Source organism: Antarctobacter jejuensis, assembly GCF_052266595.1.
Taxonomy (GTDB): domain Bacteria; phylum Pseudomonadota; class Alphaproteobacteria; order Rhodobacterales; family Rhodobacteraceae; genus Antarctobacter; species Antarctobacter jejuensis.
On the sequence record NZ_JBQQXJ010000007.1, the window covers coordinates 216,222 to 235,058 of the forward strand.

An 18,837-nucleotide genomic window follows, 5' to 3' on the forward strand; every position below is an offset into this window, starting at 1 on the left:
CCGCCCCTTTTTACGGATTTCACATGACCCCTGATCTGGAATGCGTCGACCTCGTCAAGCGGTTCGGCGAAACGACGGCTGTCGACAATGTCTCGTTTGCGGTGCCGCCGGGCAGCTTCTTTTCCATTCTCGGACCGTCGGGCTGCGGCAAGACCACGATAATGCGCATGATCGCGGGCTTTCTGGATCCGACCTCTGGCGATATCCGGATCAAGGGCGGGTCGGTGCTGGACACCCCGCCAAACAAGCGCCCCGTGAACATGGTGTTCCAGCATCTGGCGCTGTTCCCGATGATGACGATTGCCGAAAACATCGGCTACGGGCTGCGCCGTCGCGGCATGGCCAAAGGCGACATTGCCCGCAAGGTGGACGAGGCGCTGGACCGCATCGGCCTGCCGGGGATCGGCAGCCGCAAGGTGGACGAACTCTCCGGCGGGCAAAAGCAGCGCGTGGCCATCGCCCGCTGCATGGTGCTGGAGCCGGACGTGCTGTTGCTGGATGAACCGCTGGGCGCGCTGGACCTGAAGTTGCGCGAACACATGAAGGTCGAGTTGAAGGCGCTGCAGGCGGCATTCGACACCACATTCGTCTACATCACCCACGACCAGTCAGAGGCGCTGGTCATGTCCGACCAGATCGCCGTGATGAACGCTGGACGGTTCGAGCAGGTCGGAACCGGGCAGGACCTGTATTACCGGCCCGATACGCCTTTCGTGGCCGGGTTCATTGGGGAATCGAACCGCTGGAAAGGCCGTATCGAACGCGCCGAGGGCGGCACAATGCAACTGCGCACCGATAGCGGTCTGCCCATGCGCGCCAGCGGCGCGGGTCTGGCCGAGGGTGCCAAGGCAGAGATCTTTGTCCGCCCGGAATCGATCCGTCTTGCCGCCAGCGCCGAAGCGCTTTCGCCTTTCGACAACCAGTTGAAAGGCACCGTCACCAGCATCCTGTTCAACGGCGCGGCAAGCCGCGTGCTGGTTCAGGACGACGTGGGCGAAACGCTGGAGGTCACGCTGCCGCAGTCGGGCGAATTCGATGCGCTGAAACGCGGCGACACGGTGCATATCGGCTGGGCCGCCGGTCAGGCCACTTGTTTCGGGGGCGCGTGATGCGCCATCAGTCCCGCATCGCGTTCTTTCTGCTGCTGACCCCGCTGGTGCTGTGGCTTGGCCTGCTGATTATCATTCCGCATATCGACATGGCTCTGATCAGCTTGCGTGAACGCATCAGCTTTGGCGTCTATGAACCCAGCCTTGCGCAATACGAAAAAGCCCTGACAGAGCCGCTGTATCTGCGGACCTTCTGGCGCACGGCGATCATGTCCATACTGGCCACCGCCATCACACTGCTCATCGCCTTTCCGGTGGCCTATTACATCGCCAAGATGGCGAAGGGACGATTGCAGCAGGTGCTGTTCATGCTGTGCCTGATCCCTTTCTACGTCTCCGAACTGGTGCGCACCTTTGGCTGGATGATCCTGTTGCGCGAGACCGGCATCGTGTCGAACCTGTTGCAATGGGTGGGGCTCGCCGATCAGCCGGTCGAATTGCTCTACACTGATGCGACCATGATGGTCGGCCTTGTCTACACCTCGATGCTGTTCATGGTGGTGCCGCTGGTGACCACGCTTGAAAGCCTCGACGACAGCGTGGTCGAGGCGGGCTATGACCTTGGCGGCAATGGCCTGTCCGTGCTGCGAGAGATCATCATTCCCCACGCCATGCCCGGTATCGTCTCGGGCTGCATCGTGGTCTTCATGCTGTCCTTGGGCAACTACCTGACGCCGACCATGCTGGGCGGCAAGGACAGCCTGTGGTTCACCGAGATGATCTACAATCAGTTCATCGTACGCTCCAATTGGGAGCTTGGGGCGGCCTTTGGCTTTATGCTGCTGGTGCTGTCGTCGGTGATTGTCTGGGGGATGCTGCGGCTGACCGGGCGGACATTGAAGGAGACGATGGGATGATCCCGACAATCCCGCAATCCCGCGCCTTTCGCGTCCTTTACGGCGGCTATGTCCTGCTTTTCTTCATCTACCTTGCGTTGCCGCTGACCGTGGTGGCGGTTTTTGCCTTCAACGACAGCCAGTTCCCCTCTCTGCCGTGGGAGGGATTCACCTGGAACTGGTTCTTCGGGGACGAACGCCCGCAGATCGGCGTGTTCCACGAACGCGGCATCCTGCGGGCTGTGGGGACATCTGCCTTTGTTGCGGCCTGCGTTGCAGTGCTGTCGGTCTGCGTCGGCACCACGAATGCGTTCCTGTTCAACCGGTATGAGTTCCGTGGCAAGGGCCTGCTATACGTGCTGATGCTTTTGCCGCTGGTGATCCCCGGCATCGTGCTGGGCATCTCGATCCTCGTGTTCACCTCGACGCTGGCCAATGGCATCTGGGATCTGGCCCAGATGGACATTCAGGCGCTGCGCCCCGGCCTGCTGCTGGTGATCCTTGGCCAGTTCAGCTTTATCACCACCATCGCGACGCTGGTGATCTCGGCCCGGCTGCAAAAGTTCGACCGAACGCTGGAAGAGGCGGCGCTGAACCTTGGCGCGGGCCGGTTGACGGCGGTGCGCACGATCACGCTGCCTTTTCTCGCGCCCGCGATGATCGGGGCGGTGGTTGTCGCTTTCCTGATGAGCTTTGAGAACTTCAACACCACGCTGATGTTGGTGGGCTCTGACGCGCCGCTGACCATCGCCATGTTCGACCGGCTGAAAGAAGGGTCAACGCCGCTGCTGAACGCGGTCTCGCTGCTGTTGATGCTGGGGTCGTCGCTGCTGGCCCTGCTGGTGATCCTGTTCCAGCGCCGCACATGACCCCCCGCGCCGCGTCCTGAGTAAGGGGTGACGGGTCAGGCCCAGGGCCCGGCCCCTCTGCTTTTCCGGGTCTTGGGAATGCGGCTGGTCGACATCGGCTGGCTGACAGGACGCGCGGTCTGTCCGCCGCGCCCCGCCATCGCGCGCAGCGCGGCCACGCGATTTTCGGTCGCGGGGTGGGTTGCAAACAGGTTGTCGTGTTTGTGCGCGTGCAGCGGGTTGATGATGAACATATGCGCCGTCGCCGGGTTGCGCTCTGCCGCATTGTTGTCGATCCGGGCCGCCCCCATGGCGATCTTTTCCAGCGCCGAGGCCAGCCAAAGAGGCTGACCGCAAATCTCTGCCCCCGCCTTGTCGGCGGCATATTCCCGCGTCCGGCTGATTGCCATCTGCACCAATGCCGCCGCCATCGGGGCAAGGAACATCATCAGCAATGTGCCGACAAACCCCATCCGCTCTCGCGAGCCGCCAAAGAACATCGCGAAGTTGGCCAGCATCGAGATGGCACCGGCAAAGGTTGCCGTCACGGTCATGATCGCGGTGTCATGGTTGCGAATATGCGCCAGTTCATGGGCGATCACCCCGGCCAACTCCTCTCTGGACAGGCTGCGCAGCAGGCCAGAGGTCACGGCCACAGCGGCATTTGCGGGGTTGCGCCCCGTGGCAAAGGCATTGGGCTGCGGCGTGTCGATCAGGTAAACCTTCGGCGTGGGCAGGCCCGCGTTCCGCGCCAGCTCCGCGGTCAGTTCATGAAGGCCCATGCGATCACCCCGGATCACCGGCTGGGCGTTGTGCATGCGCAGGACCATGCGGTCCGAGTTCCACCAGGTAAAGGCGTTCATTCCTGCCGCGAAGACAAGTGCGATTACCGCACCACCCGATCCGCCGATCAGATAACCAACGCCCACGAAGAGCGCGGTCATCGCCGCCATAAGCATCGCTGTTTTCACATAGCCCATCTCTGTCTCCCGGACTTTTCGGTGGGGAACTGAGAAAAATATGGGGAGGTTTCGGACCTGCGCAAGCGTCGGGGGCAAGGATCATCCGTCGCCCCCTCTTGAAGGTTCCGAAGGGTCACGCCTACTCTGCAAAGAAAAGGGAGAGGACCCGTGCATCAGACCATCAAACGCGGAAACGTGGCCGTCATCACCGGCGGGGCCTCTGGCATCGGGCGGGAAATGGCGCGCCGGCTGGCGGAGATCGGGATGCAGGTCTGCATTGCCGATCTGCCCGGCGAGACGCTCACCAGCGCGGTGGCGGAAACCGGTGCGGCGCTGGGGATCGGTGTCGATGTGTCGGACGCGGATGAGTTGCGGGCGCTCAAGTCACAGGTGGAGACCGCGCTTGGCCCAGTGGATCTGCTGATGAACAACGCCGGTATTCAACCGGGCAGTTCGATCTTCGATACCGAGGGCAACTGGGACAGGATCATCGGCGTGAACATGTGGGGGATCATCCGCGCCAGTCAGGTCTTTGCGCCCGATATGGCCGCCTCTGGCCGCCCCGGGCTAATCATCAACACCGGCTCCAAACAGGGCATCACCACCCCGCCCGGCGATCCGGCCTACAATGTCTCGAAATCCGGGGTAAAGACCTTTACCGAGGCCTTGCAGAACGCCTTGCGCAACATCGAAGGCTGCCAGACCGAGGCGCGGCTGTTCATTCCCGGCTTTGTCTACACGCCGCTGACCGCGCGGGGCAGGACCGAAAAACCGGCGGATGCATGGACGCCGGAACAAGTGGTGGATTTCCTGCTGCAGTCGCTGGAGCAGGCGGATTTCTACATCCTCTGCCCCGACAATGACGTCGACCGCGCGACGGATGAAAAGCGCATCCTCTGGGCGGCGCAGGACATCACGGAAAATCGCGCGCCGCTGTCACGCTGGCATCCGGACTATGCCGAAGCCTTCAAACACTGGCTGAAATCGTAGGGCGGGGTTCACCCCGCCGCCCCCTCAGACCGGACGCGACCGGAACCACAGGTACAGCGGCAAACCGCAACTGACCCCGATGCAAAAGGTCGCCGGGATCGCCAGCAGCGCGATCCAGTTCCGCCGCACCGCCACCTCGGCCAGGACCCAGATGGTCAGGGCAACGGCGGCGATGGTGAGGTCCCATGTCAGACCGCGCGTGCTGTCGTTGACGTACCACGCGTCGATCAGCGCCCCAAGATCCCAGCCGTTGGCCGACAGAAAACGGACGAAGTAGACCATCGGATGCACGGCCCCCCAAAGGGCCAGCGCCAGCCAGAGCCAGCGCAGCATCAGTTGCGGACCTGCACCCCGACTTCCGCCGTGCCGGTCACGGTGAAACCGGTCTTGGCGGGCGGGCGCTCCGGTTCGCCGTCGGCGCCGCAGGCGGCCAGCGCCAGCAACGCGAGGATGGCAACAGCTCTCATGCCAGACGCTCCTTCCAGGCTGCGATCTGCGCGCGCACCTGATCCGGCGCGGTGCCGCCATAGCTGGTGCGGGACCGGACCGAGTTGTGCACGCCCAGAACATCATAGATCGAAGCGTCGATATTCCCATGCACTTCCTGCATCTCGTCCAGCGACAGATCCGGCAGGTCACATCCCTTGGCCTCGGCCTTGGCGACCAAGCTGCCGGTCACATGGTGCGCATCGCGGAACGGCAGGCCGGTTTCGCGCACCAGCCAGTCGGCCAGATCGGTTGCGGTGGAAAAGCCATGCGCGGCGGCGGTTTCCAACGCGGGGGTATTGGCGCTCATATCGCGGACCATGCCCTCCATCGCGGCCAGCGCCAGCATCCAGTTGTCGGCCGCGTCGAACACCTGTTCCTTGTCTTCCTGCATGTCCTTGGAATAGGCCAGCGGCAGACCCTTCATCACCATCATCAGCGCAACATTGGCGCCAAAGATGCGCCCGATCTTGGCGCGGATCAGTTCCGCCGCGTCCGGGTTCTTTTTCTGCGGCATGATGGACGACCCGGTGCTGAACCGGTCCGACAGGGTGACAAAGCGGAACTGGGCCGAGGACCAGATCACCAGTTCCTCCGCAAAGCGGCTGAGATGCATGGCGCTGATGGAGGCGACCGACAGGAATTCCAGCGCGAAATCACGGGCCGACACGGCATCCAGCGAGTTCGCCATCGGCCGGTCAAAGCCCAGAGCCTCTGCCGTCATGTGCCGGTCAATCGGGAAACCCGTCCCCGCCAGCGCCGCGGCGCCCAGGGGGGATTCGTTCATCCGCACGCGGGCATCGCGCACGCGGCTGAGGTCACGGCCAAACATCTCGACATAGGCCATCATGTGGTGACCCCATGTCACCGGCTGCGCGGTCTGCAGATGGGTGAAACCCGGCATCACCCAGTCCGCCCCTGCCTCGGCCTGTGCGAGCAGCGCGTCGATCAGTGCCAGCAGGCCGCTTTCGGCCGCGTCCAGCTGATCCCGCACCCAGAGGCGGAAATCGGTCGCCACCTGATCGTTCCGGCTGCGCCCGGTGTGCAGACGCCCTGCCGGTTCGCCGATCACCTCTTTCAACCGCGCCTCCACGTTCATGTGGATGTCTTCCAGCGCGGTCGAAAAGGCGAAATTGCCGCTTTCGATCTCTGACAAGACCGTGAGCAATCCTTCCCGGATCGCCTCGGCATCGCTATCACTTAGGATACCTGTCGCGGCAAGCATGGCCGCATGGGCACGAGATCCGGCGATATCCTGCGCCGCCAACCGCTTGTCGAAACCGATGGAGGCGTTAATTGCCTCCATGATGGCATCGGGCCCGGCGGCAAAGCGGCCGCCCCACATCTGGTTCGAGGTCTTGTCAGACATGCACTGTCCTTCGGAGGTCTTATGATACGTCTCACGTTTGCGGTTCTCTATACTGCCGCTGTGGTGCTTGCAAATCCGGCGCTGGCGGATGTCGAGGCCGCCAAGGCCGCCGCGACCGGCGACATGCGCAAACTGGTGTTTCTGGATGAACCGCGCGCCGGGGGCGAGGCCGATTTCATGACCTTTGACGAACAACCGCTGAACCTGTCGGACTGGCAGGGCAAATGGGTGGTTCTGAATTTCTGGGCGACGTGGTGCGCACCCTGCCGCAAGGAAATGCCGATGCTCTCCGCTCTGCAGGAGGAACTGGGAAGCGAGACCTTCGAGGTCGTGACCGTGGCCACCTCGCGCAACCCGCCGGCCAAGATGAAGGATTTCTTCGATGAGATCGGCGTCGACAACCTGCCGCTGCACCGCGATCCGAAATCCATGCTTGCACGCAGCATGGGGGTTCTGGGTCTGCCCGCCACGGTGATCCTCAATCCCGAAGGGATGGAAGTTGCGCGCATGACCGGCGATGCGGACTGGTCCTCGGACGAGGCGCGCGAGGTGCTGCGCGCCTTGATGGCCACCGGGACCGACGGCTGAGGCACGTAACCACCGCCCCAAAAAGGAAAGAACCCCGCCAGGCGCATGCCGGGCGGGGTCTTTCACGGAGAGAGAGAGAGAGAATTAGGGTCGGGGTCAGCGCAGGTAGAGTTGCCTCTGGTGGTTCCGGGCCACGGCCACCTGACGGCTGATCCGCGCGGGGCGGGGCATCGTCACGTGCAGGCTCATCACGGCCACCACGGCAAAGGCAAATATCGTCAGCAGCACTCTGCGTTACTCCGGTTTGTCAGCCCCCACCGACAAGTCTGAAAATGGGCAATTCCACGGCGCTTCGCAACGGTTCACGCCTCTTTTCCCCGAAATCCCCCCTATAGTCGGAACAGTCCGCATATCGGCATCAAGGTTGTTTCCAGAACGACGGTCAGTCCGGCCACAATTCGCATCGCGCTCCGCCAAACGGCCACGAATCAGACCCAATTTGGACAGCGCGGCGAATCCCCGTCAGACCAGCCCCAGCTCTGCATCCGTCGCCGCCTGCCCGTATTTGTCCCGGGGTGGCATCGGACGGTTGCGCCAATGCGGCTCAAAGACAAAGCTGGACCGCGTCCGCCCCTCCGGGAGCGCACCGTTCCCCGCCCCCAGCGCATAGTCATAGTACAGCTTGACGATTTCATCCTTGCTGACCTGTTGCGCTGCGGGATGCGCCAGACAAGCCGCCCGCCATCGCGAGACGCGGGCATAATCCACGGTTTCCGGCAATTCGAAACCTTCGTAATAGTCGAGAAACCAGAACCGCATGAACAGTGGCGTAAACACCGCCTCGGCCAGTCCGAAATCCTCGAACAGCCATGTGCCGTCCGGGTTGTGCTCACAGAGAAAGCCATCCAGATCGCGATACAGGCCCAGCATCCTGTCCAGATGCGTGTCACGTGCCTGCGGATCGCGGCTCATCACGAAATGATACCCCGCGCCGGTGAATGGCCCCTCTTTCGCGACCAACATGCTTTCGACCGCGTGTTCGAACGGATCGCGCCGGCGCACCGGATCGCCCAGCACCTCGTCAAGGTAGCGCAGGATCACAAGACTTTCCTTCAGGATGCGCCCTTCGGCCGTTTCCAGCACCGGCAGTGCGGTTGTGCCGCGCGTCTTGCGCAGCAGTTCGGGATCGCGCGGCTTGGTGATATCGACGACGCGAAACTCGACCGCATCCCCCATCCCTTTGAGGGACAACAGAATTTCCAACCGTTGCGAAAACGGGCAAACCGGGATGTGATAGACGATGGGCCTGGACATACGCTGTGCTCCCCCTGTCTTGGACGTGGGACCAGAAAAGCAGCTTCGCCGGAAAAACGCCAGAACGGCAGGTCGGGCTTTCCCCACTGGCCAACTGCCTGTTTTTTGCGCCACAGTGCCATCACCGCGTTACCTTGGGGGCCGATTTTGGGGTCCGACCCTCTTGTAACGACTTCGTGAGCTCACCATATGTTCTGCATACAATCGCATACAATAATTTCGGAACCCGCATGTTCGACATGATCTTTTCGGACGGGATGTTCCCGTTCACCCTCGCCCTTGCGCTGCTGTTCGGTCTGCTGGCGCTCGAAGTCGTCTTTGGCCTGCTTGGCGGCACCCTTCTGGGCGCCGGGGCTGACGGGCTGGACGCGGACGCCCCCGATCTGGACGTCGACCTGCCCGATCTCGGTGACATGGAGATCGACCTTGGCCTTGACGGCACCGACATCGATATCGGCGATCTGGAGTTGGCAGAACTGGACCTGGACGCGCCCGACACGGATGTGCCCGACGGTGTGCCCGACGGCGCCGGATCGCTCTCCGGATGGCTGGGGTTCGGCAAGATGCCCGCGCTGATCTGGCTGGCTGCGATCCTGCTGTCCTTCGGCCTGTCGGGGCTGGTGATCCAGACCGTGGCCAACGGCGTCTTCGGCGCGCCCCTGCCCACATGGCTGGCTTCCTTGCCCAGCGCGGCGGCGGCCATCTGGTTTGCCCGGCAATTCGGCACGCTTTTCGCCAACCTGCTGCCGAAGATGGAAACCGAGGCGCTGTCCGAACGCCATCTTGGCCGCCGCACCGGCGTCGTGACCCAAGGCACCGCCGCCCGTGGACGCCCGGCAGAGGTCCGCGTGACCGACCGTTTCGGCAACATCCACTACCTGCGCGCCGAACCGCTGCGCGATGACGTGCAGATCCCGCAGGGGACAGAGGTCATGGTGCTGCGCCACCGCTACGAGTCCGGCTATCTGCTGGTCGCGCTGAGCTGATATTTCAACACATAGGGGACCATAATGGACAACTTGATACCCATTCTGATTATCGTCGTGGCCGCCCTGGCCTTTCTTGTGCTCATCATGCTTGTGCTTGCGCGCCTCTATCGCCGCGCCACCCGCGAAGTCAGCCTCGTGAAAACCGGCGCGGGCGGCAAGAAGGTGATCATGGACGGCGGCGTCATTGTCATCCCGCTGTTCCACGAGGTCAGCCCCGTCAACATGAAAACCCTCCGCCTGGAGGTGCAGCGCAACGGCGAGGCCGCGCTGATCACCCAGGACCGGATGCGCGTCGATGTGGGCGTGGAATTCTACGTCTCCGTCATGCCGACCGAAGAGGGCATCGCCCGCGCCGCGCAAACCTTGGGCGACCGGACCTTCCATATCGACCAACTGCGCGAGATGATCGAGGGCAAGCTGATCGACAGCCTCCGCTCCGTCGCCGCCCAGATGACCATGGACCAATTGCACGAAAACCGCGCCGACTTTGTACAAGAGGTGCAGAACACGGTGTCGGAGGACCTGACCAAGAACGGCCTGTCGCTGGAATCGGTCTCGCTCACCGCGCTGGACCAGACCCCGTTCGAGGCGCTGGATGAAAACAACGCCTTCAACGCCGTGGGGATGCGCCGTCTGGCAGAGGTCATCACCAAGTCGCGCAAGGAACGCGCCAACATCGAGGCCGAGGCCGCCGTCGCCGTGCGCCGCGCCGAGATGGAGGCCGAGCGCCAGAAGATCAGCATCGAACAGGATGAGGAACAGGCCCGCATCGAACAGGTGCAGCGCATCCAGACCATGCGCATGGCGCAAGAGGCCGAAATCGCCGCCCGGACCGAAGACAGCAAACGCGAAACCGAACGCTCGCGGATTGCGCGTGAGGAATCGGTGCGCAGCGCAGAGATCGAACGCGAACGCAAAATCCGCGAGGCCGAGATCGCCAAGGAACGCGAACTCGAAGTGGCCGAACAGGAACGCCAGATCATCATCGCGCAAAAGTCCGAGGAAGAAAGCCGCGCCCGGGCATCGGCAGACCTCGCCCGCGCCGAGGCGACCAAGGCGATGGAGGCGGTGACCACCGCCAAGGAAGTGGCCGAGGCAGAGCGTCTCAAGCAGATCGCCCTGATCGAGGCCGCGCGTGAGGCCGAACGCGAGGCAACCAAGATCCGCCTTGCCGCCGCCGCCGAAAAGGACGCCGCAAGCGACCGCGCATCCGCCCGCCGCGAAGAGGCGCAGGCCGACGCCGACGCCATCACCATCCGCGCCGAGGCGAAAAAGCTGGACCTGCTAGCAGAGGCGGAGGGCAAACGCGCCATCGCCGACGCCGAAAACGTTCTCTCGGCCGAACTGATCGCCATGAAAACCGACCTTGCGCGCATCGAAGCGATGCCCAAGATCCTCGCCGAGGCCGTGCGCCCCGCCGAAAAGATCGACTCGATCCGCATTCACCACCTGTCGGGCATGGGCGGCGGCAACGGCAGCGCAGGCAGCGCCAGCACCGGCGACAAACCCCCGGTGAACCAGGCGCTCGACTCGATCATGGGCATGGCCGTGCAGATGCCCGCGCTGAAAAAGCTGGGCGAGGAACTGGGCATGACCATGGACGGCACGGTCGAGGGGCTGATGGCCTCGAAACCTGCGACCCCCATCGCCGAACCCGCAGAACCGCCGGCCGACGATCTGCCGGAATCGGGCGACAAGACCCAACACTAGTCAACCGCAGGGCCTCACACCGGGGCCCTGCCACCCCCGCTTCTTCTCTTTGAAAATACCGTCGGGGGTGAATTGGCCGCAGGCCAAGAGGGGGCAGAGCGCCCCCTGCCCAATCACCACCCGCGCCGTCCGCCGTGGATCAGCCGGACAGATCTCCCGCCGCCTCGCGCCAGTGACGCCGGCACAGGCTGACATAGGTTTCGTTGCCACCGATCTGAACCTGATCGCCGTCCTTCAGCACCTCGCCATCCGGGCCCTGCCGGATCACCATCGTCGCCTTGCGGCCACAATGGCAGATCGTGCGCACCTCACGCATCACGTCCGCCAAGGCCAACAGCGCTGCCGACCCGGGAAACAGCTCCCCGCGGAAATCCACCCGCAGCCCATAGGCCATGATTGGCACCCGCAGATCGTCGACCACCCGCGCCAATTGCCAGACCTGTTCGCGCGACAGGAACTGCGCCTCGTCCACAAAGATACAGGCCACCGGCCCGCGCGCCAGCCGCGCCTCGATCATTGCGAAGAGGTCATCCTCGGGGCCAAAGACATCCGCCGGGCGCGCCAAGCCGATCCGCGACCCGATCTGCCCCTGTCCGGCCCGCGTGTCGATCCCCGCGGTCATCAGATAGGGCTCCATGCCGCGCTCTTGATAATTGTGCGCCGCCTGCAAAAGCAGGGTCGATTTACCCGCGTTCATCGTCGCATAGTGAAAGTGAAGTTTTGCCATGGATCGCTAGATGCCGCAGGGTCGTGTCCGGCGCAAGCCCGCCGAATAATCGTCCAAAGCATAAGAAATGGGCATCTTACGCAGGGTAAACAGGTGCCGGACGGTTGACCGGACCGGGTTTTGCACATGACATAGCTTGCGCTCCCGAGTAATGGGAGGACAGTATAAAAATTCCCCGGTCTTCGCTCGGACCGGGCCGAGGGAGTGTTAAATGTCGATCGTCGGACGATATCTCAAAAAACACATCGAAGCACTCGTCAAGGACGTGGGCATCGAAGCGGCCTGCGAACTTACCGGCAAGTCAAAGGCCACCCTTGGCCGCTACTACTCGGATTATCCCGAACATGCGGATCGTTTCATGCCGGTGGACGCCGTTGCCGCGCTTGAAGAGGCCGCGTCTTATCCGCATGTCACCGCCGCGCTGGCCGAGCTGAAGGGCATTTCGCTGGAATTCGACGACTCGCGCAAGAATTCCGAAGGCAGCGGCGGCGTGAATTCGGACGTGATCGCGCTGTCGCAGCGCTTTGCCATGCTGATGGCCGAATACAACCAGTCCATCGAGGACGGCGTGATTTCCAACAACGAGGCAAAGCGCCTGCTGAAGGAAACCGTCGCTATTCAAAAGGTTCTGATCAACATGAAGCTGAACCTCGAGGACGAGTCCGGCTGATCACCACGACCCGGCACCGCGTCCGGTTCAGTCCTGTGCATCGGGGTCGGGCTGGCCGACCCCTTTGAAAATGAACTTGAACGGCAGCGCCCATAGGAACCCAAGTGCCACGTAGACGATGAGTTCCACAAGTATCGACGGCCGGTCCAGCCAGTTCACCACCGTCACCGCCGCCACGACATACAGCGGCATCCCCACGATGAGGATCAACAGCGACAGACGTTTGCGGGTCTTGTGTGACAGGGCCATGGGCGTCAGCTAGTCCGCAAAGGGGTCAGTGACAAGGATGGTGTCGTCCCGCTCGGGCGAGGTCGACAGCAAGGCCACCGGACATCCGATCAGCTCTTCGACCCGGCGCACGTATTTGATCGCCGCCGCGGGCAGATCGGCCCAGCTGCGTGCACCTTCGGTCGACTCGCTCCAGCCTTCCATTTCTTCATAGACCGGCACACAGCGCGCCTGTTCGTCGGCGGCAAAGGGCAGATAGTCCAGCAGCTTGCCATCCAGATCGTAACCGACACAGATCTTCAGCTTTTCGAACCCGTCCAGCACGTCCAGCTTGGTCAGCGAGATGCCGTTGACGCCCGAGGTCGCGCAGGTCTGGCGCACCAGAACCGCGTCGAACCAGCCGCAACGCCGTTTGCGCCCGGTGGTAGTGCCAAATTCGTGACCGCGCTCACCCAACCGCTGGCCGTCTTCATCCTTCAGCTCGGTCGGAAAGGGGCCTTCGCCGACGCGGGTGGTGTAGGCCTTGACGATGCCCAGGACAAAATCGATTGCACCCGGTCCGATCCCGGTGCCGGTGGCCGCCTGTCCGGAAATCACGTTGGAGGAGGTCACAAAGGGGTAGGTTCCGAAATCCACGTCCAACAGCGCGCCCTGCGCCCCTTCGAACAGGATTCGTTGCCCGGCCCGGCGACGCTCGTTCAAGATCTTCCAGACCGGAGCGGCGTATTGCAGGACTTCCTTGGCAATTTCGCGCAGCTGCGCGATTAGCGCATCGCGGTCGATGGGTTCGATCCCCAAGCCCTTGCGCAGCGGATCGTGATGCGCCAGCGCCCGGTCCACCCGCGCCTCCAGCGTCGCATCGTCGGCAAGGTCCGCCACCCGCACCGCACGACGACCCACCTTGTCCTCATAGGCCGGGCCGATGCCGCGACCGGTGGTGCCGATCTTTGCGCCGGGGCGCGAGGCCGCCTCACGGGCGCGATCCAGTTCGCCGTGAATGGGCAGAATCAGCGGTGTGTTTTCCGCGATCATCAGCGTCTCGGGGGTGATTTCCACGCCCTGCGCGCGCACTGTCTCGATCTCCTTGATCAGGTGCCAAGGGTCCAGAACCACGCCGTTGCCGATCACGGACAGCTTGCCCTTGCGCACAACGCCGGACGGCAGCGCGTGCAGCTTGTAGACCTTGCCGTCCACAACCAGCGTGTGACCGGCGTTATGTCCGCCCTGGAACCGGCAGATGACGTCCGCGCGGCTTGACAGCCAGTCCACGATCTTGCCCTTGCCCTCGTCGCCCCACTGAGCGCCCACGACGACCACATTTGCCATGGTTTCCCCCTTCAACGGTCATGCAAACCCGCGCCGGTATACGCGCCCGCCCGCCGGTGTGAAACAGCAAAATCGCCGCAAGCCTCTGGACAGATGCGCCCCGACAAGGCAGCAAGACCACAAGAGTTCCGGAGGTATCCCGATGAGTTTTCTGCTGCGCTGGCTGTTTGCCTTCGTCCTGCTGGCCGCAACCTACAATCCCTCGCCGTTCAACTACGTCCGCTGGGCGATGGAAAATTTCGATACCAACCTGCCGCTGGTGGTGCTCTTCGGGATTGTCCTGCTGATTGGCTACATCATCTACCTGCGCGCCACCCTGCGTTCCATCGGGGTCTTCGGCATGCTGCTGGTGCTGGCGCTGGTGGGGGCGATTCTCTGGGCGCTGGTCTACTACGGCCTGCTTGATCTCTCGGACCCCAAGCTTTCGACCTGGATCGGGATCTTTGCGCTCTCGCTGGTGCTTGGCACCGGGCTCAGCTGGTCGATCATCCGCCGCCGCCTGTCCGGGCAGGTGGATATGGACGACGTCGAAGAGTAACGCCCCTACAGACCCGCCATCCCGAATATCTGTTCCACCGCCTTCGGTCTGCACAACATGCAGCATCCGGAAGCGGCGGCAATCAACAAACGTTGGTACGATGACGTTCTGCCCTGCGGAATAGAATGCCAGCCGAATTCGGATTGACGGGTCATGACAACCCGCTGATCGTCAACCTGCCCGCCCCCTTGCGCAAGAAATACCTCGGCAAGATTCTTGGCCAAGCCGTCTGAGGCTTTTGCGGGAACCGCCCGGCAGAGGGGCTCTGCCCCCAAGCACGGTGCCGTTCAGACCAACCGCCCCCACAGGTCGTATTCGCCGGTCTCGTCCACCTCGACCGTCACGATCTGACCGGGCTGCAGGTGCCCGGCGCCTTCGTCGATGAACAGGTTGCCGTCGATTTCCGGCGCATCCGCCTTGGTGCGGCAGGTGGCAATCCCGTCCTCGTCCACGTCGTCGACGATCACGTCCATCCGCTGACCCAGCTTCGCGGCCAGCTTGGCCTCGGAAATCGCCTGCGCCTTTTCCATGAACCGCGCCCAGCGCTCGGCCTTGACCTCTTCCGGCACGTGGTCGGGCAGCGCGTTGGCGCGCGCACCGGCGACGTTTTCGTATTGAAAACAGCCAACCCGGTCCAGTTGCGCCTCGTCCAGCCAGTCCAGCAGGGTCTGGAACTCTGCCTCTGTCTCGCCCGGATAACCAACGATGAAGGTCGATCGCAGGGTGATGTCCGGGCAAATGGCGCGCCATGCGGCGATTTCATCCAGCGTGCGGGTCGCGGCGGCGGGCCGTGCCATGCGGCGCAGCGTGTCCGGGTGGGCGTGCTGGAACGGGATGTCGAGATAGGGCAGGATGTGCCCCTCTGCCATCATCGGGATCAGCTCACGCACGTAAGGATACGGATAGACATAGTGCATCCGCACCCATGCGCCGAGGCTGCCAAGGTCGCGCGCAAGGTCCAGCAGCGGGAATTTCGTCTCGCGGTCTTTCCAGTCGGTGCCATAGGCCGATGTGTCCTGACTGATGACCAGCAGTTCCTTGACTCCCGCTTCGACCAGCTTTTCTGCCTCGCGCAGCACGGCGCGATGCGGACGGCTGGCCAGCTTGCCGCGCATGTCGGGAATCACGCAAAACTTGCAGGCGTGGTTGCAGCCCTCGGAAATCTTGAGATAGCTGAAATGCCGGGGCGTCAGGCTGACGCCGCTGGCGGGCAACAGGTCGATAAAGGGGTCGGGATCGGGCGGCACGGCGGTGTGGACCGCGTCCAGCACCTGTTCGTACTGATGCGGTCCGGTCACGGCCAGCACCTTGGGGTGCGCGCCGGTGATGTACTCGGGCTCTGCGCCCAGGCAGCCGGTGACGATGACCTTGCCGTTCTCGCTCAGCGCCTCGCCGATGGCGTCAAGGCTTTCGGCCTTGGCACTGTCGAGGAACCCGCAGGTATTGACGATCACCGCATCGGCGCCGCTGTAGTCGGACGAGATGCCATAGCCCTCGGCCCGCAGGCGGGTCAGGATGCGTTCGCTGTCGACCAGCGCCTTGGGGCAGCCAAGGCTGACCATGCCGATGGTCGGCTGGCCGGGACGGGCGGTTTCGGTCACGCGCGCGCGGGCAAGGTCCGGGCGCAGGTCAGGGGGATTCTGCATGGCGGGCGTATACGCCACGCCAAGGCCCGGCGGAACCCCCTGAAGCATTGCGTCGTTATTCATCTGACCGGAGGTACAGATGGAAGAAACGACAGATATGTTCCAGCGCATCGAACCCCTGCAGATCGTGCTGGATCAGATGCGGGGGCTGATACAGGGCACAATTGCGCTTTTGCCCAATCTGCTTGCCGCGCTTGTCATCCTGTTGCTGACAGGGCTGGTCGCTTGGGGCACAGGAACCCTCGCCAGCCGACTGCTCCGCCGCTCACGGGCGCGCCCGTCACTGACCGAAGCGGTCACCAAATTGGCGCGCCTTCTGGTTTGGGCGATGGGGCTCTTGATCGCGATGACGGTGATCTTTCCCAACCTTACTCCGACAAAGCTGCTGGCGGGTCTTGGCATCGGGTCCATCGCCATTGGCCTTGCCTTCAAGGATATTTTCGAAAACTTCCTGGCCGGGTTCCTGATCCTGCTGCGCAAGCCCATGCGCCACGGGGACGATATCGAATGCGAAGGCGTTTCAGGCAGGGTCGAACGGATCACAATCCGCGACACCTATGTGCGGCAGCGGTCTGGCGAGTTAATCCTGCTGCCGAACAGCTACCTGTTCAAGAACCCGGTCAAGATCCTGACCGATCAGGAGTTGCGGCGGATTTCCGTCGTCATCGGTGTCGCCTACGGCGAGGATCTGGACGCCGCACGCGAGGTCATTGCAAAGGCCATGGCCGCCATCGGCGAGGCCGAGAGCGACCGCGAGGTTCAGATCTTTGCGACCGAATTCAACTCTTCCTCGGTTGATTTCATGGTGCGTTGGTGGGTGAAATCCCCGCCGATCGAGGAACACAAGAGCCGTGACAAAGCCGTGTCGGCCATCAAGCGCGCCCTGGACGAAGCAGGGATCGAGATCCCCTTCCCCTATCGCACACTGACATTCAATGAACCGCTTACACTACGGCAGGAGGCCAGCGGACAATAGAAAAAGGCGCCGCTTGCGGGGCGCCTTTTGCAACTGAGTCTTGGCGTTCTCCGCCTCAGCGGCGACGGTCGCGCCGCGCACTCATCGGTTGGAAGGCAACGCCCACATGCGCCTCACAATAGGGTTTGCCCTGCTGAACCGGCAGACCGCAGAACCAAAAATCCTCTGTCGCGGGGTCGCCCACGGGCCATTTGCAGGTCCGTTCGGTCAGTTCCATCAGCGTCAGCTTCTTGGCTTTTTTCTCGACCTCGTTGACCTTGGCCAGCGCCTCTGGGCTGATCTCATTGGTCGAGGGCTGCGGCGGCAGTGGCTGCCCCGCCGGGATGATCTGTTTGCGCGCCGGCGACACGGCGGGCGTGGTCGACGCGGCGACGGGCTGCGGCTTGGGCTCTGGCGCGGGGTCCGGCTTGGCGGCCGCGGCGGCCGGTTTCGACGGCGCCTTTGGTTTCGGCTGCGGCTTGGGTTCCGGCTTGGCCTCGGGCTGCGCGGCCGGAGCGGCGCCTGCGCGGTTCGACAGGCCAAGGCGGTGCACCTTGCCGATCACCGCATTGCGCGTCACCCCGCCCAGTTCCTTGGCGATCTGGCTGGCCGACTGGCCCTCCGACCACATCTTTTTGAGCAGTTCAACGCGTTCATCGGTCCACGACATCGGGTTCCCCCAGCGAAAAAAGCGGCCACAACCGGGGCCGCCTGAAGATTGAGTGACGGGGGTATACTAATCATCGCGCGCCAAGTTACAAGGCGCTCCAAGGCAATAGGAGATTTCATGTCCACGACGCAGAGCTTTGCCCCCGGTACACGCCGGTTCGGGCGCGTGAACTGGCTGGGCTTCTGGACGTTGTGCCAGCGCGAAATCCTGCGGTTCACCGCGGTCTGGAAGCAGACCCTCGTGGCGCCGCTGGTGACGGCGGGGTTGTTCCTGTTGATTTTTACCATCGCCATCGGTCCGCAGCGCGCCGACGTGATGGGCGTGTCGTTCACCACCTTCATCGCGCCCGGCATCCTGATGATGACGGTGATTCAAAACGCCTTTGCCAACACGTCGAGTTCGCTCATGGTGTCCAAGGTGCAGGGCAATATCGTCGACACCCTGATGCCGCCCCTGTCGTCCGGTGAACTGGTGCTGGGCTATGTCATCGGCGGCACCGCACGCGGACTCTGCGTGGCGACGGCGCTGTTGCTGGCGTTCTGGCTGCTCCTGGGGATCGTGCCGGTGTCTCCGCTCTTGGCGCTGGCCTTCGTCACGATGGGGTCTGCTTTTCTGGCGGCGCTGGGGCTGATCGCAGCCATCTATGCGCAGAAATTCGATCAGATGGCGGCAATCACAAACTTCATCATCACGCCACTGGCTTTTCTGTCGGGAACTTTCTACTCGGTCGAGGCCTTGCCGCGCGGGTTGTACCAAGTGACCCACGTGAACCCGGTCTTCTACCTGATCGACGGCGCGCGCGGGGGAATCATCGGGGTGTCGGATTCGCACCCCGCGCTTGGCCTTGCAGTCGCGGTCTTGTCGACGGCTCTGGCCTGCCTTCTGGCGTGGTATCTCTTCCGGCGCGGCACCCGGCTGAAGGCCTGAGCCCCCGCT

At 63.1% G+C, this 18,837-nt stretch carries 22 protein-coding genes; 11 read left to right on the forward strand and 11 right to left on the reverse strand.

Translation table 11 applies throughout. From position 1 onward, the window contains the following. Positions 1 to 23: 23 nt before the first annotated feature. The 3 genes from ACTXGA_RS12345 to ACTXGA_RS12355 are packed head-to-tail and all read left to right on the forward strand — an operon-like array spanning position 24 to position 2,814. Positions 24 to 1,109, forward strand: a complete 1,086-nt coding sequence (locus ACTXGA_RS12345) for an ABC transporter ATP-binding protein (protein WP_443394053.1) — start codon at positions 24 to 26, stop codon at positions 1,107 to 1,109. Continuing rightward, on the forward strand, positions 1,109 to 1,966 hold the full coding sequence (locus ACTXGA_RS12350) for an ABC transporter permease (RefSeq protein ID WP_443394055.1): 858 nt from the start codon (positions 1,109 to 1,111) through the stop codon (positions 1,964 to 1,966). Before ACTXGA_RS12345 ends, ACTXGA_RS12350 begins: the two co-directional genes overlap by 1 nt. Further along, entirely contained in the window at positions 1,963 to 2,814 is an 852-nt protein-coding gene (locus ACTXGA_RS12355) for an ABC transporter permease (protein WP_443394057.1), read from the forward strand. Before ACTXGA_RS12350 ends, ACTXGA_RS12355 begins: the two co-directional genes overlap by 4 nt. Before the next feature lie 35 nt (positions 2,815 to 2,849). On the opposite strand, the gene htpX is transcribed toward ACTXGA_RS12355, so the two are convergent. After that, entirely contained in the window at positions 2,850 to 3,773 is a 924-nt protein-coding gene (gene htpX / locus ACTXGA_RS12360; RefSeq protein ID WP_443394059.1) for a zinc metalloprotease HtpX, read from the reverse strand. 150 nt (positions 3,774 to 3,923) lie between these two features. Here htpX and ACTXGA_RS12365 point away from each other — a divergent pair, with 150 nt between their 5' ends. Further along, positions 3,924 to 4,745 carry an SDR family NAD(P)-dependent oxidoreductase gene (locus ACTXGA_RS12365; RefSeq protein WP_443394060.1) on the forward strand — a complete coding sequence of 274 codons (822 nt, stop codon included), beginning with the start codon at positions 3,924 to 3,926 and terminating at the stop codon, positions 4,743 to 4,745. A 24-nt stretch (positions 4,746 to 4,769) separates the two neighbouring features. Here the strand turns inward: ACTXGA_RS12365 and ACTXGA_RS12370 are convergent, their stop codons facing one another. The 3 genes from ACTXGA_RS12370 to argH are packed head-to-tail and all read right to left on the reverse strand — an operon-like array spanning position 4,770 to position 6,600. Further along, positions 4,770 to 5,078 (reverse strand): DUF2834 domain-containing protein, encoded by a 309-nt coding sequence (locus ACTXGA_RS12370; RefSeq protein WP_443394062.1) that lies wholly within the window; start codon positions 5,076 to 5,078, stop codon positions 4,770 to 4,772. Beyond that, positions 5,078 to 5,212 (reverse strand): hypothetical protein, encoded by a 135-nt coding sequence (locus ACTXGA_RS12375; RefSeq protein ID WP_443394064.1) that lies wholly within the window; start codon positions 5,210 to 5,212, stop codon positions 5,078 to 5,080. Before ACTXGA_RS12375 ends, ACTXGA_RS12370 begins: the two co-directional genes overlap by 1 nt. Then, positions 5,209 to 6,600, reverse strand: coding sequence for an argininosuccinate lyase (gene argH / locus ACTXGA_RS12380; RefSeq protein WP_443394066.1), 1,392 nt, complete (start codon positions 6,598 to 6,600; stop codon positions 5,209 to 5,211). The genes ACTXGA_RS12375 and argH overlap by 4 nt, the downstream gene beginning before the upstream one ends. Before the next feature lie 21 nt (positions 6,601 to 6,621). Between argH and ACTXGA_RS12385 the strand changes: the two genes are divergently transcribed. Continuing rightward, positions 6,622 to 7,188, forward strand: coding sequence for a TlpA family protein disulfide reductase (locus tag ACTXGA_RS12385; protein WP_443394068.1), 567 nt, complete (start codon positions 6,622 to 6,624; stop codon positions 7,186 to 7,188). Positions 7,189 to 7,284: 96 nt separating this feature from the next. Here the strand turns inward: ACTXGA_RS12385 and ACTXGA_RS12390 are convergent, their stop codons facing one another. Continuing rightward, entirely contained in the window at positions 7,285 to 7,416 is a 132-nt protein-coding gene (locus ACTXGA_RS12390) for a hypothetical protein (RefSeq protein WP_443394069.1), read from the reverse strand. Between the two features lie 234 nt (positions 7,417 to 7,650). Continuing rightward, positions 7,651 to 8,442 carry a glutathione S-transferase family protein gene (locus tag ACTXGA_RS12395; RefSeq protein ID WP_443394071.1) on the reverse strand — a complete coding sequence of 264 codons (792 nt, stop codon included), beginning with the start codon at positions 8,440 to 8,442 and terminating at the stop codon, positions 7,651 to 7,653. Between the two features lie 230 nt (positions 8,443 to 8,672). Between ACTXGA_RS12395 and ACTXGA_RS12400 the strand changes: the two genes are divergently transcribed. Beyond that, a complete protein-coding gene (locus ACTXGA_RS12400; RefSeq protein ID WP_443394073.1) occupies positions 8,673 to 9,428 on the forward strand; it encodes an OB-fold-containig protein in 756 nt (251 codons plus the stop codon). 24 nt (positions 9,429 to 9,452) lie between these two features. Then, positions 9,453 to 11,141 carry a flotillin family protein gene (locus ACTXGA_RS12405; protein WP_443394074.1) on the forward strand — a complete coding sequence of 563 codons (1,689 nt, stop codon included), beginning with the start codon at positions 9,453 to 9,455 and terminating at the stop codon, positions 11,139 to 11,141. A 139-nt stretch (positions 11,142 to 11,280) separates the two neighbouring features. Here the strand turns inward: ACTXGA_RS12405 and ACTXGA_RS12410 are convergent, their stop codons facing one another. Next, positions 11,281 to 11,868, reverse strand: a complete 588-nt coding sequence (locus ACTXGA_RS12410) for a thymidine kinase (RefSeq protein ID WP_443394076.1) — start codon at positions 11,866 to 11,868, stop codon at positions 11,281 to 11,283. A 211-nt stretch (positions 11,869 to 12,079) separates the two neighbouring features. Here ACTXGA_RS12410 and ACTXGA_RS12415 point away from each other — a divergent pair, with 211 nt between their 5' ends. Beyond that, on the forward strand, positions 12,080 to 12,538 hold the full coding sequence (locus ACTXGA_RS12415; RefSeq protein WP_443394078.1) for a phage regulatory CII family protein: 459 nt from the start codon (positions 12,080 to 12,082) through the stop codon (positions 12,536 to 12,538). A gap of 27 nt (positions 12,539 to 12,565) precedes the next feature. Here ACTXGA_RS12415 and ACTXGA_RS12420 read toward each other — a convergent pair whose 3' ends face one another. Next, entirely contained in the window at positions 12,566 to 12,787 is a 222-nt protein-coding gene (locus ACTXGA_RS12420; protein WP_443394080.1) for a DUF2842 domain-containing protein, read from the reverse strand. 9 nt (positions 12,788 to 12,796) lie between these two features. Beyond that, positions 12,797 to 14,092, reverse strand: coding sequence for an adenylosuccinate synthase (locus ACTXGA_RS12425; RefSeq protein ID WP_443394082.1), 1,296 nt, complete (start codon positions 14,090 to 14,092; stop codon positions 12,797 to 12,799). Positions 14,093 to 14,234: 142 nt separating this feature from the next. Between ACTXGA_RS12425 and ACTXGA_RS12430 the strand changes: the two genes are divergently transcribed. Then, positions 14,235 to 14,630: a DUF6524 family protein gene (locus ACTXGA_RS12430; protein WP_443394084.1), complete on the forward strand. Its 396-nt coding sequence runs from the start codon at positions 14,235 to 14,237 to the stop codon at positions 14,628 to 14,630. A 287-nt stretch (positions 14,631 to 14,917) separates the two neighbouring features. On the opposite strand, the gene rimO is transcribed toward ACTXGA_RS12430, so the two are convergent. Beyond that, a complete protein-coding gene (gene rimO, locus ACTXGA_RS12435) occupies positions 14,918 to 16,276 on the reverse strand; it encodes a 30S ribosomal protein S12 methylthiotransferase RimO (protein WP_443394190.1) in 1,359 nt (452 codons plus the stop codon). Positions 16,277 to 16,355: 79 nt separating this feature from the next. Between rimO and ACTXGA_RS12440 the strand changes: the two genes are divergently transcribed. Continuing rightward, positions 16,356 to 17,252 (forward strand): mechanosensitive ion channel family protein, encoded by an 897-nt coding sequence (locus ACTXGA_RS12440; protein ID WP_443394086.1) that lies wholly within the window; start codon positions 16,356 to 16,358, stop codon positions 17,250 to 17,252. A gap of 55 nt (positions 17,253 to 17,307) precedes the next feature. Here ACTXGA_RS12440 and ACTXGA_RS12445 read toward each other — a convergent pair whose 3' ends face one another. Further along, positions 17,308 to 17,901, reverse strand: coding sequence for a GcrA family cell cycle regulator (locus ACTXGA_RS12445; RefSeq protein ID WP_443394088.1), 594 nt, complete (start codon positions 17,899 to 17,901; stop codon positions 17,308 to 17,310). A gap of 117 nt (positions 17,902 to 18,018) precedes the next feature. Here ACTXGA_RS12445 and ACTXGA_RS12450 point away from each other — a divergent pair, with 117 nt between their 5' ends. Beyond that, a complete protein-coding gene (locus ACTXGA_RS12450; RefSeq protein WP_443394089.1) occupies positions 18,019 to 18,828 on the forward strand; it encodes an ABC transporter permease in 810 nt (269 codons plus the stop codon). Positions 18,829 to 18,837 lie beyond the last annotated feature (9 nt).